This is a genomic window from Caulobacter vibrioides OR37 (genome assembly GCF_000372645.1).
In the GTDB taxonomy this organism is placed as follows: Bacteria; Pseudomonadota; Alphaproteobacteria; order Caulobacterales; family Caulobacteraceae; genus Caulobacter; species Caulobacter vibrioides_E.
This window is the reverse complement of record NZ_APMP01000002.1, coordinates 183,966-197,282: the sequence shown is the minus strand read 5'-3', so window position 1 is coordinate 197,282 and position 13,317 is coordinate 183,966. Positions and strand designations below refer to the sequence as shown.

Annotated in this window: 13 protein-coding genes, 1 tRNA gene and 1 pseudogene; 4 read left to right on the top strand and 11 right to left on the bottom strand. The window is 68.2% G+C overall.

Translation table 11 applies throughout. The annotated features are described in order from the left end of the window. Positions 1–2: 2 nt before the first annotated feature. Positions 3–944 carry a LysR family transcriptional regulator gene (locus OR37_RS03645; protein WP_004615898.1) on the bottom strand — a complete coding sequence of 314 codons (942 nt, stop codon included), beginning with the start codon at positions 942–944 and terminating at the stop codon, positions 3–5. 226 nt (positions 945–1,170) lie between these two features. Between OR37_RS03645 and OR37_RS21420 the strand changes: the two are divergent. Next, positions 1,171–1,296: pseudogene (locus tag OR37_RS21420) on the top strand (IS5/IS1182 family transposase); the annotation flags it as partial. A gap of 296 nt (positions 1,297–1,592) precedes the next feature. On the opposite strand, the gene OR37_RS03640 reads toward OR37_RS21420, so the two are convergent. From OR37_RS03640 to OR37_RS03625, 4 genes are all read right to left on the bottom strand, one after another. Then, positions 1,593–1,669: transfer RNA gene (locus OR37_RS03640), tRNA-Arg, on the bottom strand. 70 nt (positions 1,670–1,739) lie between these two features. Next, positions 1,740–3,080: an NCS2 family permease gene (locus tag OR37_RS03635; RefSeq protein WP_004615893.1), complete on the bottom strand. Its 1,341-nt coding sequence runs from the start codon at positions 3,078–3,080 to the stop codon at positions 1,740–1,742. Between the two features lie 6 nt (positions 3,081–3,086). Continuing rightward, positions 3,087–4,139, bottom strand: coding sequence for a purine nucleoside permease (locus tag OR37_RS03630; RefSeq protein ID WP_004615892.1), 1,053 nt, complete (start codon positions 4,137–4,139; stop codon positions 3,087–3,089). 102 nt (positions 4,140–4,241) lie between these two features. Continuing rightward, positions 4,242–5,204, bottom strand: a complete 963-nt coding sequence (locus OR37_RS03625) for an ABC transporter ATP-binding protein (RefSeq protein ID WP_004615889.1) — start codon at positions 5,202–5,204, stop codon at positions 4,242–4,244. A 146-nt stretch (positions 5,205–5,350) separates the two neighbouring features. On the opposite strand from OR37_RS03625, the gene OR37_RS03620 reads away from it, so the two are divergent. The 3 genes from OR37_RS03620 to OR37_RS03610 are packed head-to-tail and all read left to right on the top strand — an operon-like array spanning position 5,351 to position 7,211. Then, positions 5,351–5,620: a zinc-finger domain-containing protein gene (locus OR37_RS03620; RefSeq protein WP_004615887.1), complete on the top strand. Its 270-nt coding sequence runs from the start codon at positions 5,351–5,353 to the stop codon at positions 5,618–5,620. Further along, entirely contained in the window at positions 5,598–6,074 is a 477-nt protein-coding gene (locus tag OR37_RS03615) for an acyl-CoA thioesterase (protein ID WP_004615885.1), read from the top strand. The genes OR37_RS03620 and OR37_RS03615 overlap by 23 nt, the downstream gene beginning before the upstream one ends. Before the next feature lie 6 nt (positions 6,075–6,080). After that, a complete protein-coding gene (locus tag OR37_RS03610; protein WP_004615884.1) occupies positions 6,081–7,211 on the top strand; it encodes an acyltransferase family protein in 1,131 nt (376 codons plus the stop codon). Positions 7,212–7,232: 21 nt separating this feature from the next. On the opposite strand, the gene OR37_RS03605 is transcribed toward OR37_RS03610, so the two are convergent. The 6 genes from OR37_RS03605 to OR37_RS20595 all read right to left on the bottom strand — a co-directional run bounded on the left by OR37_RS03605 (position 7,233) and on the right by OR37_RS20595 (position 13,191). Further along, positions 7,233–8,855: a long-chain fatty acid--CoA ligase gene (locus OR37_RS03605; protein ID WP_004615882.1), complete on the bottom strand. Its 1,623-nt coding sequence runs from the start codon at positions 8,853–8,855 to the stop codon at positions 7,233–7,235. 63 nt (positions 8,856–8,918) lie between these two features. Then, positions 8,919–9,971 (bottom strand): 3-isopropylmalate dehydrogenase, encoded by a 1,053-nt coding sequence (gene leuB / locus OR37_RS03600; protein ID WP_004615880.1) that lies wholly within the window; start codon positions 9,969–9,971, stop codon positions 8,919–8,921. Between the two features lie 12 nt (positions 9,972–9,983). Further along, complete coding sequence (locus OR37_RS03595; RefSeq protein WP_004615879.1) at positions 9,984–10,286, bottom strand: putative quinol monooxygenase; 303 nt, start codon at positions 10,284–10,286, stop codon at positions 9,984–9,986. Positions 10,287–10,420: 134 nt separating this feature from the next. Then, positions 10,421–11,029 (bottom strand): 3-isopropylmalate dehydratase small subunit, encoded by a 609-nt coding sequence (gene leuD / locus OR37_RS03590; protein WP_004615877.1) that lies wholly within the window; start codon positions 11,027–11,029, stop codon positions 10,421–10,423. Beyond that, positions 11,026–12,471 (bottom strand): 3-isopropylmalate dehydratase large subunit, encoded by a 1,446-nt coding sequence (leuC, locus tag OR37_RS03585; protein ID WP_035016926.1) that lies wholly within the window; start codon positions 12,469–12,471, stop codon positions 11,026–11,028. Before leuC ends, leuD begins: the two co-directional genes overlap by 4 nt. Before the next feature lie 135 nt (positions 12,472–12,606). Beyond that, complete coding sequence (locus OR37_RS20595) at positions 12,607–13,191, bottom strand: hypothetical protein (protein WP_131368804.1); 585 nt, start codon at positions 13,189–13,191, stop codon at positions 12,607–12,609. Positions 13,192–13,317: the final 126 nt, after the last annotated feature.

The following is a 13,317-nucleotide window of genomic DNA, read 5'->3' as shown; positions in this document are numbered from 1 at the left end:
CTTCAGAACGCCCTGGATCCCGCGACCGCCATCGCGGGCGCTCGGTTTTCCCGACCAGACCGCGATTGGCTCCACAGGCGATCGAGCAACGGAATCCGGGCCTGGCGATCACGGTAGGCGACAATGTCGAGCCGGGCGCTCCACTCGCCGGCGTCCAGGCGCCTCAGGGCGCCTGGCGGCGCTTCGCGCGCCACGCATTCGGGCAGCCACGCCACGCCGTGGCCGGCCACCGCCATGGCGCGAAGCACCGCCGAAGTCTCGGCCTTGAAGACAACGCGGCCGGGCATCCGGTGCGGCGCGTTGGCGATGATGGTCTCGACGGCGCGCGCGAACGATGAAGGCCGCGCATACATCAGCAGCGGCGCGGGCTCGCCCCGCTGGCCCGAGAAAAGGCCCGGACCCGCGAGCGCGGGCGCCGCATAGGGCGCCAGGATGTCCTGGCCAATCACGAGCTGCTCGTAAAGCTCGGCCGGCGGACACATGCCCGGCGTGTCGGGCTGATGGCACACGACCAGATCCGCGTTGCCGGTCATCAAGGCCGCCAGGCAGTCGGAGGCGTTGCCGCTGATCACGCTATAGAGGACATCGTCGCCCGCCTCGGCCGCCCAGTCGTTCCACCACTGGGGGAGGGCCCCCGAGGCCAGGGAGTAGACCAGCGCCGCCCGCACCGGCTTCCGGCGGACCGTCCCGGTCTCGCCGATGCTCAGCCGCGCCTCGTTGATCTGCCGCATGATCTCCACGGCGCGTTCGCGAAACCGCTGGCCGTCGCGGGTCAGCCGAATGGGCGTGGTGGTGCGATCGATGAGCTGCGTGCGCAGCCACGATTCCAGCGTCTTGATCCGGCGACTGAAGGCGGCCTGCGAGACATTGCGCAATTGCGCCGCGCGCGTGAAATTGCCGGTTTCCGCGACGGTGAGAAAATCTTCCAGCCAACGAGCGTCCATGAAGGCGCAGACCCCATAGCGCGTTTCGAAAGACGACACGCGACCCGATTTCGCGATTTGCTGGCTTGGGGAGTCAAGTTTGACCAAGGCGGCTGCGGCGGCTTTTGGGCGGATGCCATCTTAATCGGCGGGCTCGTCCATGAACCTGCGCGCGGGTTGATCCATTCCGTTGCACAGGGCCCTTCGGGAAATGCCAGCGGCGGGCGTAGGGATCACCCCGCGCATCCGGCGCAATCGCATCCAGATCATGTTCGGCGGGCCGAAGGACCGGCGACGCGTCGCCACCCAGGACGACCGCCGCTCGACCGTCTTCCTCTCCGCCATAGCCCTCGCCGCCACCGTCCTATTCTGACTATGAGCCCTTAGCCTAGAGGCTCCCGCCAGGCTGCGCGCGATATGATCGACGGGGCGTCCGCCGCCAGCGCCAATGAGACAGCTTGGGGGGGCATGGCCAGCGCCACGCGTGATGCCCTACGCGACCCCGAAGGGAAGTATCGCCGCGGCCAGGTGCGCGCGGTCGCTCAGCGTCGAGGCGCTCTCGACGACGGAGATCAAGATCATGGGGGAAGGACCGAACGTCTCAGAACGTTGGCCGCCTCGGGGGGGCATCACTCGGTTCTTAAGGAAGTTCGCGGTTCTAAACCGAAATGGCGCACCCGACACGATTCGAACGTGTGACCTTTGCCTTCGGAGGGCAACGCTCTATCCAGCTGAGCTACGGGTGCCTGCCGCTCTGGTTCGAGACCGGAGCGGGAAGCGGGTCTTAGCCGAAAGGCGGCTGTTGCGCAAACGGCTTCACGCCTTGCCCATGTAGATGAAGCGAGCGACGAACAGGGCGGCCAGCACGAACAGCAGCCAATCCTTCGGCTGGGCGCGGCCGCGCAGCAGGGTCAGGCCCGCATAGGCGGTGATGCCGAAGGCCAGGCCATTGGCGATCGAGAAGGTCAGCGGGATGGTGATCGCCGTCAGGAAGGCGGGGATGGCGACGGCCGGATCCTCCCAGTCGATATCGGCCAGGGCGCCGACCATCAGCGAGCCGACGATGATCAGCGCCGGCGCCGTGGCGGCGGCGGGAATGGCCTGGACCCAGGGCGCGAAGAACAGGGTGGCCAGGAACAGCAGGCCGACCACGACCGAGGTCAGGCCCGTGCGGCCGCCGGCGGCGACGCCCGAGGCGCTCTCGATATAGCTCACGACGGTGGAGGTGCCGACCAGCGAACCGCCGATCGTGGCGATGCTGTCGGCGGTCAGGATGCGGTTGAGGCGCGGGATCGTCCCGTCGGGCTGGACCAAGCCGGCCTTCTTGGTCACCGCGACCAGGGTGCCGACATTGTCGAACAGGTCGACGAACAGGAAGACGAAGACGATCTCGGCCAGGGTCATGGCCATCGCCGCGCCGCCGCCGTGGCCCTTGGCGCCGCCGAGGCTGAGCGCGGCGGGGACGTCCAGCTTGAAGGCGGTGGCGGTCAGGGCCGAAAGGCCGTGGTCGCCGGGAACGACCTTGGCCAGGCCCATGGACCAGCCGGCGGCCGCGGCGACCAGGATGCCGATCAGGATCGCGCCCTTCACCCGCCAGACCATCAGGCCGCCCATGACCACCAGGCCCAGCAAGGCCAGGGACGCGCTCGGCTGGGTCAGGTCGCCCAGGGCCACGGTGGTGGCGGGGTCGGCGACGATGATGCCGGCCTCTTTCAGGCCGATGAAGGCGATGAACAGGCCCACCCCCGCGGCGACGGCCGAGAACAGCGGCCGAGGGATCGCGCCGACGATCAGCTGGCGGATCCCCGCCACGGTCAGGATCAGGAAGGCCACGCCCGACAGGAAGACGCAGCCCAGGGCGGTCTCCCAAGGCACGCCCATGCCCCTGACGACGGTGAAGGTGAAATAGGCGTTGAGGCCCATGCCGGGCGCCAGGGCGATCGGATAGTTGGCGATCAGCCCCATCAGGATGCTGCCGAAACCCGCCGCCAGGCAGGTGGCCGCCGCGACCGCCGCCACCGGCATCCCGGCCTGGCCCAGGATCGTCGGGTTGACGATGACGATATAGGCCATGGTCAGGAAAGTGGTGAAGCCGGCCAGGACCTCGGTGCGCACGGAGGTTCCCTGGGCCGAAAGCTTGAAGGTCTTCTCGATCATCTCGCCCTAGTTCCCCGACGTCTTGGCCTTGGGCGTCCGCGCCCCATAGCGATCCCAGTGTTCCGACAGCTCGCGGACCACGACCGAGCCCACACGATAGGCCGAGTCGAACGCGGCCATCGCGCCCTCGCCGTGGAAGGCGCGCGGAAAGGCGGGCTGGCCGATCGGCGGGCGCGAATAGTTGCTGGCCGTGCGCAGCACCAGAACCCGGCTGAAGTCGACCTTGCCCGCCTTGGCGTAGAGGTCCAGCACGTCGAGGACGCCCTGATCCTCGCAGTCGGTCATCGCGAAGGTCCCCGCGCCGTCGGTCCAGAGCTTGACCCAGTCCTCGGCCCAGCGGGTGCGCTTCTCGCCGTGCCAGAAGCGGGTGGTCCCGACGACGTCGCCCTTCAGCACGAAGGGCGGCTTCACGGCGGCGGGGTCGGCGGCGTAGGGCGCGCGCAACGCGCCAAGGCGCGCGGTGTCGGGCAGGGCGGTTCCGGCGGTCAGGCCATAGGCCCAGTCCACGAGCTCGGGATTCAGCTTCCAGACCATGCCCGAGGAGCCGGCGGCCGAGCCCTTGACGTTCGGCCGGTCGGTCTCCAGCGCATACAGGCCATAGGGCCAGTCGGATGGGATCTCGCGATCGTCGACCTCGTAGATCGGATCGGCGTCGACGACATAGCGCGCCCAGGCGGCGCTGCCGATCGAGGCGGCCTTGGGGTCGACGCCGGCGATGCCCGCCACGATCCAGTAGGTCTTGGAAAAGTCGAAACGACCCGACTGGATCAGAGCGGCCAGGCTTTCGCGCGGACGGGCGCGCATGTCGGTGACCACGCCCAGTACGCCGTCCTTGGCCGACCAGCGCGCGGGATGGCGCAGCCCCGTGACATCGAGGGTTTCGGTGAGAGGCAGACCCTCGACCCACAGCTGGAACTCGCCGGGCTGGTCGCCGGTGTCGGCGCCGATTTCGAAGGTGGTCAGGACGACGACCTTGACCGGGAGAGGCCTGACGGCCTCTGCGCGCGCGATGGGCGCGAGGCCCAAGCAGGCCGCCAAGATCCATCCCAGAAAACGCATCGCGCCAATTCCCGCCACCGCCGAACGCGCGGCGAAGCTGGCGCGGCGGACGGACGCTGGCAAGCGGTCTTCGCAGCGGAGGCGCGACGGCGCGCGGCGTGATCAGTCCTTGGTCGGATCGGCCGCGTTCGGGTCGCCATAGGTCAGGGCCAGGAAGACGTCTTCCAGATCCGGGTCCTCGGTGGCGATGTCCTTGATCTTCACGCCGGCCGCCCGGACGGCGGCCAGCACCTGCTCGACGCTGGACTGGCCGGTGCGGTAGCTGACCTGGAAGGCGCCGCCGTTGCGGGGCTTGGTGTCGAAGCCGGCCAAGACGGGCGCGACGGCCATCGGCTCCTCGGGCGTGACGACGACGTTGCGGCTGTCCATGCGCTTGAGCAGAGTCTCGGTCGGCTCGCAGGCCACCACCTCGCCGCGGTTGACGATGGCGATCTCGTCGCAAAGTTCCTGGGCTTCCTCCAGGTAGTGGGTGGTCAGCACGATGGTGACGCCAAGGTCGTTCAACCCGGTGACGTAGTGCCAGAGCTGACGGCGCAGCTCGACGTCGACGCCGGCGGTGGGCTCGTCCAGGATCAGAACCGGCGGCTGGTGGACCATCGCCTTGGCCACCATCAAGCGCCGCTTCATGCCGCCCGACAGCTGGCGGACATAGGCGTTGGCCTTGTCGCCCAGGCCCAGGGCGTTCAGCAGCTCGTCGGTGCGGCGCTCGTTCTTGGGCACGCCGTAGAAGCCCGCCTGCACCTCCAGCGACTCGCGCGGCGTGAAGAAGACGTCCGCGGCCAGTTCCTGGGGCACGACGCCGATGGCGGCGCGGGCGTCGCGCGGACGCTGATCGATGTCGCGGCCCCAGATCTTCACCGTGCCCGAACTCTTTCGCACCAGACCGGCCAGGATGTTGATGAAGGTCGACTTGCCCGCGCCATTGGGCCCCAGCAGGCCGAAGATCGAGCCGCGGGGAATCTTCAGGTCGATGCCGTTCAGGGCGCGCTTCTCGGGCGAGGTCTTGGTCGCCGCGTAGGTCTTGTACAGGCCTTCGGCTTCGATGGCGTAGGCGGGCAGGTCCATGGATCGTCCAGACAGGGGCAGAGTAGGGCGGAGAAGCGCCCGATGAGGCGCGCGTCAATTGACGGCGCCTTCCGGCGTCGCATAGGTATGCCTCGTTCGCGGTCGCGCCAAGACCGCGCTCGGAATTCCTCGAGGACTCGCCGAAAATGGCCAAGACCCCCGCCACCGCGCCGACCGACATGGACCCGACCACGATCGCCGGCCCCGCGCCCGAGACGATCGCGGTTCACTCGCACCGCATCGCCTGCGATGGCGTCGGCGGCGCGTTGGGCCATCCCCGCGTGTGGCTGGAGATGGGCGCGGCCGGCTTCGTCGACTGCCCCTATTGCGACCGCCGCTTCGTGGCCGCCACCGGCGTGGGCGACGAGAACGAAGTTCTCGCCCCGGGCGTCTATGAAGGCGCCGCCGGCCACTAAGCGCGTGTCCGAGGCCTTGACCGACACCGTTCCCGCCGGCAAGCGCGCCGAGACCCTGGCCAAGGCCTGGGAAAGGGCCGAGTGGCCGCACGAGGCGCCGGTTCTGCGCGCCATCGCCATGCCGTCGGACACCAACCCCGAAGGCGACATCTTCGGCGGTTGGCTACTGTCGCAGATGGACTTGGCGGCCGCCTCGATCGCCTTTCACCGCGCGGCCGGCCGCTGCGCCACCATCGCCGTCGACGGCATGACCTTCATCAGCCCGGTGTTCGTCGGCGACGAGGTCAGCCTGTTCGCCAAGGTGATCCATACCGGCCGAACCTCGCTGAAGGTGCAGGTCGAGGCCTGGCGCCGCCGTCGCGACGCCGAGCAGGCCCACAAGGTGACCGAGGGCGTCTTCACCTTCGTGGCGATCGGCGAGGACCGGAAGCCCCGCGCCCTGCCGGTGATCTAGACCGTCGTGCCGCCCGACGCCGCCCGGTCCGCCAAAGGGCACTATGTCGTTCTGGACGGTCTGCGCGGCGTGGCGTCCGTGATGGTGGTGGTCTTCCACCTGTTCGAGGCCTGGAGTGGCGGAGATCCGGAACGCCAGATCATCAACCACGGCTACATGGCCGTGGACTTCTTCTTCCTGCTGTCGGGCTTCGTGATCGCCTACGCCTATGACGACCGCTGGCGCGGCATGAGCGCCTGGGCGTTCTACAAGCGCCGCCTGACGCGTCTGCAGCCGATGATCCTGGTCGGTGGCCTGTTGGGCGCGGCCCTGCTGGGCTTTCAGCATTCGTCGCTGTTCCCGAAGCTGGCCAGCGTCACGGCTTGGCAGGTCCTGGGCGTGCTGGCGCTGGGCTTTCTGATGATCCCCATGACGCCGGCCGCCGAGATCAGAGGCTGGCAGGAAATCTATCCGCTGAACGGCCCGCAGTGGTCGCTGTTCTACGAATATATCGCCAACATCCTTTACGCCGTAGGCCTTCGAAAGCTGTCGAACCGGGCGATGGGCGTCGTGGTGGCCGGGTCGGGCGCGGCGCTGATTTGGATGCTGGTCGCGGGCCCGCGCGGCGACGTCATCGGCGGCTGGGCGCTGGACGCCGAGGGCGTGCGGGTTGGCCTCACGCGCGTGATGTTTCCGTTCTTCGCGGGCGTCCTGCTGATGCGGCTGGGCGGACGGATCCGCCTGCGCGGCGGTTTCGCCATCGCCAGCCTGCTGCTGGTCGCGGCCTTGGCCGCGCCGCGCTTCGGCGTCGGCGACCAGCGCTGGATCAATGGTCTCTACGAGGCCGCCTGCATCATCGGGCTGTTCCCGCTGATCGTGGCCATCGGCGCGGGGGAGCAGCGCGCGGACGGCCCGTCGGTCCGCGTCGCCCGCTTTTTCGGCGAGCTGTCCTACCCGCTCTACATCACCCACTATCCGCTGATCTATATCTACACCGGCTGGGTGGTGGACGGGAAACCCGACGCAGCCAGGGGCGCCTTGGTCGGCGCCGGCGTGCTGGCCGCCGCCGTGACGATCGCCTATGCCAGCCTCAAGCTCTATGACGAGCCGGTCCGGCGCTGGCTGTCGACGCGGTTGTTCGGGCGCGCGAGGGCCTGAGGCCCAGGCGTCGGCGAGGGCCTATGCCCCTGTCAGATGCCCTTTCCAGGCTTCGCGCAAGACCTTCTTGTCGATCTTGCCGGTGGCGGTCAGCGGCACCCGGGCGAAGACTACGTCGTCGGGCGTCCACCACTTGACGATGCGCGGCGCCAGATAGTCGAGCACGATCGCCTTGTGGACCTCCGCGCCCTCGTGAGCCTCGATGACCAGCAGCGGCCGTTCCTCCCACTTGGGATGGGGGACCCCGACCACGGCGGCGATCTTCACGCCCGGGCAGCCGGCGGCGACGTTCTCCAGGTCGATCGAGCTGATCCACTCGCCGCCGGATTTGATCACGTCCTTCTGGCGGTCGGTGATGCGCATGAAGCCGTGCTCGTCCAGCGTGGCGATGTCGCCGGTGTCGAACCAGCCGTCGGGTCGGGCGGCGTCGACGTCCTTGCGGAAATAGCGCCTGACCACCCACGGACCGCGCACCAGCAAGGCGCCGGAGGTGTGGCCATCGCGAGGGGCCTCGGCGCCGTCCTCGGTCTCGACCTTCAGCTCGACGCCGAACTGCAGGCGGCCCTGGCGGGTCCAGAGCGCCTCGTCCATCGCCGCCTCGCCTAGGCTCGCGAGGGCCGGGGTGGGGGTGGAGACCACGCCGAGCGGACAGGTCTCGGTCATGCCCCAGATCTGCAGGGTCTGAACGTCGTAGTGTTGCTTGAAGGTCTCGGCCATGGCGCGCGGCACGGCGCTGCCGCCGATCACGACCCGCTTCAAGCTCTCCGGCCGCTGGTCGTTCTTTTCCAGCCAGTCCAGATAAAGCGTCCAGATGGTGGGCACTCCGCCGGTGAAGGTGACGCCCTCGCCTTGGATCAGCTCGTGCAGGGAGGCGCCGTCCATCTTGTCGGCGGGCAGGACCAGCTTGGCGCCGCAGATCGGGGCGGTGAACGGCAGGCCCCAGGCGGTGGCGTGGTAGAGGCTGGAGCACGGCATCACAACGTCGAAGGCCGTGAAGCCGAAGGCGCTGTTCAGGCCGCCGGCCATGGCGTGCAGCACCACGGCGCGATGCGAATAAAGCACCCCCTTCGGGTCGCCCGTCGTGCCCGAGGTGTAGCAGAGGAACGCGCCGGCGTTCTCGTCCAGCGACGGCCAGGGATAGGCCTCCAGCTCGTCTGCGATCAGCGACTCGTAGGAGACCGCGCCGATCGCGCCGCGTTCCGTCCGCTCCGGGTCGGACAGCATCACGAAGGTCTTCACCGTGGTCAGCTTGGGCGCGATGCGCTCGACCAGGGCCAGGAAGTTGCGCTCGAAGACCAGGATCGCGCTTTCGGCGTGGTTGATCGTATAGATGATCTGGTCGTCGAACAGGCGCGGATTGGCGGTGTGCAGCACCGCGCCGATCCCGGGGACGGCGTAGAACAGCTCGAGATGCCGGTGGGTGTTCCAGGCCAGGGACGTGACCCGGTCGCCGGATCTGACCCCCAGCCGCTTCAAGGCGTGGGCCGCTTGCGCCGAGCGGCGCGCCAGGCTTGCATAGTCATAGCGCCACAGCGGCGCGTCGATCTGGCGGGAGACGATCTCGCGCGACCCATGCGCCTGGGCGGCGTAGGTCAAGATCCCGCTGATCAGCAGCGGCGTCGTCTGCATCAGGCCCGCGATCATGGGCTCCTCCCGTCTTGTCGTTGGGAGGAGCCTAGAGCCTGAAACGCTTGTTAGGGAAGGGGCCTACAGCGCCGCCAGCACCGCGTCGCCCATCTGGGCGGTGGTCAGCGAGCCGCCCAGGTCTCGGGTGCGCGCGCCGCTGTCGAGCGCCGCCTTGACGGCCGCCAGCAGGGCGTCGGCGGCCTCGACCTGGTTCAGCGACCAGCGCAGGGCCATCTCGAACGACAGGATGGCGGCCAGCGGATTGGCCAGGCCCTTGCCGGCGATGTCGGGGGCCGAGCCGTGGATGGGCTCGTAAAGACCCGGCTTGCCCTTGGCGCCGAGCGCGGCCGAGGGCAGCATCCCCAGCGAGCCGGTCAGCATGGCGGCGGCGTCCGAGAGGATGTCGCCGAACAGGTTGTCGGTGACGATCACGTCGAACTGCTTGGGCGCGCGGACCAGCTGCATGGCGCAGTTGTCGGCCAGGATGTGCTCCAGCTGAACGTCCGGATATTCGCGGGCGTGCAGGTCGGTGATCACCTGCTTCCACAGCAGGCCCGACTCCATGACGTTCGACTTCTCGGCCGAGTGGACCTTGTTGGTCCGGCCGCGCGCCAGTTCGAAGGCCACGCGACCCACGCGCTCGATTTCGCTGGTCGTGTAGACGGCGGTGTCGAAGCCCTTCTTCTGGCCGTCCGGCAGGTCCTCGATGCCGCGCGGCTGGCCGAAATAGACGCCGCCCACCAGTTCTCGGACGAACATGATGTCCAGGCCCGAGACCAGCTCCGGCTTCAGGCTGGACGCGCCGGCCAGGGCCTCGAAGCAATAGGCCGGACGCAGATTGGCATAGACGTCCATGGCCTTACGCAGGTTCAGGAGGCCCGCTTCCGGGCGCAGATGGCGCGGCGCGTCCGCCCATTTCGGACCGCCGACGGCGCCCATCAGCACCGCGTCGCTGGCGATGGCCTGATCGCGCACCTCGTCCAGCAGCGGCGTGCCGTGCGCGTCATAGCTCATGCCGCCATAGGGCGCTTCCTCGACCTTCAGGTCCGGGGTGAGGGCGGCGGCCACGCGGCGCACCTCGGCGCAGACTTCCGGGCCGATGCCGTCGCCGGGCAGGAGCAGCAGGGTGGACATGAGGAGCTCTCTCTAGATCTTGCGATAGGCGGAAATATCGAACGATTGCAGGTCGCGGCCGTGTACGCCCAGCTCGGCGCAGGCGGCGCGCCAGGCGGCCATGTGCGGGGTGGCGCGGTGGTGCTCCAGCGCGGCCTCGCTCTCGAAGTGCTCGTAGACCCGGATCAAGCCGGGATCCAGCGGGTCCTCGGTCAGGGCGTAGTCCAGGCAGCCCGGTTCGGCGCGGGTGTTCTCGACCTGGGCGCGCAGATGGGGGCGCAGGTCGGCCAGGCGTTCGGGGGCGATGCGGATCGTGCCGGCGAGGATGAGGGTCATCTAGCGGTCTCCCCCTTCCCCTTTTGATGGGGGAAGGGTCGGGATGGGGGTGACAGCCTGTCGGGGTCTAGCGCGGCCGAACCGCCGCGCCACCCCACCCCTGCCCCTCCCCATCGAGGGGAGGGAAGAGGACATCAAACTTCCAGCCAGGGCTGGCTGATCGCGCGCTTGCTCTCGAAGACGTCGATGTCGCCGCCGTGCTGCAGGGTCTCGCCGATGGCGTCGAGGCCCTTGAGCATCTTCTCCTTGCGGACCGGATCGATCTGGAAGGCGAAGGTTTTGCCCGACGGCGAGACCACGGTCTGGGCCTCGAGGTCGACGCTGACCATGTGGTTGCCGCCCTTGGCCTCGTCCATCAGGGCCGCCAGCTCCTCCGGCTTCACGATCACCGGCAGCAGGCCGTTGTTGAAGCAGTTGTTGAAGAAGATGTCGGCGAAGCTGGTCGAGATCACGCACATGATCCCAAAGTCCATCAGCGCCCAGGGCGCGTGCTCGCGCGAGCTGCCGCAGCCGAAATTGTCGCCGGCGATCAGCACGGAAGCGCCTTTGTACTCCGGCTTGTTCAGCACGAAGTCGCTGATTTCATTGCCGTCGCCATCGAACCGGAAGTCGTAGAACAGACCCTTGGCCAGGCCCTCGCGTTCCACGGTCTTGAGGAACTGCTTGGGGATGATCTGGTCGGTGTCGATATTGGCGAGCTCCAGCGGAGCCGCGCGGCCGTCGAGGCGGGTGAAGGCCTTCATTGGGCGCTCTCCTGCAGGAAGGTCCGCACGTCGGTCAGGTGGCCGGCGATCGCCGCCGCCGCCGCCATGGCTGGCGAGACCAGGTGCGTGCGGCCGGCGCGGCCCTGGCGGCCTTCGAAATTGCGGTTGCTGGTCGAGGCGCAGCGCTCGCCCGGGGCCAGCTTGTCGGGGTTCATGGCCAGGCACATCGAGCAGCCAGGCTCGCGCCAGTCGAAGCCGGCCGCCTTGAAGATGGCGTCCAGTCCTTCCGCCTCGGCCTGTTCCTTCACGAGGCCCGAGCCCGGCACGACCATCGCCTTGACGTGCGGCGCGACCAGGCGGCCGTGCAGGAAGGCTTCCTGAACCACGGCGGCGGCGGCCCGCATGTCCTCGATGCGGCTGTTGGTGCACGAGCCGATGAAGACGCGGTCGATCTTGGCTTCTGAGATCGGCTGCCCGGCGGTCAGGCCCATATAGTCCAGAGCGCGGTGAGCGGCGGCGCGCTTGTCGGGCGTCGCGAAGCTTTCCGGATCGGGGACATTGCCGGTGACCGGGATGACGTCCTCGGGGGAAGTGCCCCAGGTGACCATCGGAACCAGGGCCGCGCCGTCGATCACGACGGTGCGGTCGAAGACGGCGTCTTCGTCGGTGAAGAAGGTCTTCCAGTGCGACAGGGCCATGTCCCAGGCCGCCCCCTTGGGAGACGAGGGCTTGCCCTGGATGTAGGCGAAGGTCTTCTCGTCCGGCGCGATCAGGCCGGCCTTGGCGCCGCCCTCGATGGTCAAGTTGCAGAGGGTCATCCGGCCCTCCATGGACAGGCTCCGCACGGCCTCGCCGGCGAACTCGATGACATAGCCGGTGCCGCCGGCGGTGCCGATCTCGCCGATGACGGCGAGAGCGATGTCCTTGCCGGTGACGCCGGGGGCCAGCTGGCCGTCGACGCGGACCAGCATGTTCTTGGCCTTCTTCTGGCGCAGGGTCTGGGTGGCCAGCACGTGCTCGACCTCGGACGTGCCGATGCCGTGGGCCAGGGCTCCGAAGGCGCCGTGGGTCGAGGTGTGGCTGTCGCCGCAGACGATGGTCATGCCCGGCTGGGTGCGGCCCTGCTCGGGGCCGACCACATGGACGATGCCGTTGCGGATGTCGCCCATCGGGAAGAATTCGATGCCGTTGTCCGCCACGTTGCGGGCCAGCGTCTTGAGCTGGAGGCGCGCCTCCTCGTCCTTCACGGCGTCCACGCCCAGGGCCTGGCCCTCGGTCGGGATATTGTGGTCCGCCACGGCCAGCGTGCGGTCGGGACGACGCACCTTGCGGCCGGCCGCGCGAAGGCCGGCGAAGGCCTGCGGCGTGGTCACCTCGTGGATCAGGTGCAGGTCGATATAGAGGATCGCCTCGCCGTCGGTTTCGTTGACGACGTGGGCGTCCCAGATCTTGTCGTAAAGGGTTTTGGCTGTGCGGGTCATGGCGCGTCGCATCTAGGCTTTCCGACGGGGCGCGTAAAGCGAGGAAGCGCTGAAAATGCTTTGTCGATCGCGGTCTAGCGGTCGTTCGTGCCTCTATAGCGGTAGAGAAGGTCAGGGTAGCGCATGTTTCTTGCCTCAATGCGTCAGGCAGGCGGTGCAGGCGGCTTCGGTGAAGCGCGACTGGCAGATGCGTTCCTTGGGGTATTGGACGGCCAGCGCCCGGTACTCGCCGCAGGCCTCCGCCGAAATGGTGGAGATGACTGGCTGCTGGAGTATTACGCCTGAACGGTCATTGACGCTCATGCGCGATCCCATGTCGTCCGATCGCAACTCGATCCCGCTGGCGGTTGACCACAGCCTTAGCGCGCTAGCTTGTTCTTGGTCTGGGCCCGCGACGAACAGAGCCGCCTGTCGGTACTTGGAGTCGAGGGTCAGCATGACGTTGCTGCCGGTGTCTTGGGTTACGTAGCCTCCGCGTTCAATGCCCTGCTCGTCGTAAAGTATCAGGCCGGCCGCCTTGCTGCCCCGCTTTGCCACGTGGCCGTTCGCCATGACGCCGTCCGGCAAGTCGCCGCTTAGGCGCGCTCGCACCACGCCTTTGCCGTCGACGATGGCGATTTCACGCGCCTTGATGGACGCCACCGGCGCGGGCGAGCGATCGGCGAGCGCCACGCCAGCCAGAACAAGAGCCCCCACCGGCCAGACCAGAAACTGGGCCAAGACGATCCTACGAAGGCGGCTATTGGCGCGCTCGCAGGCCGCGAGGCGAGTCTCCAAGGACGAGCTCATAAGATTGTTCTCCGAACAGCGGCGCATCCGCGGAGCCGCCGGACGAGGTTGCCTCTG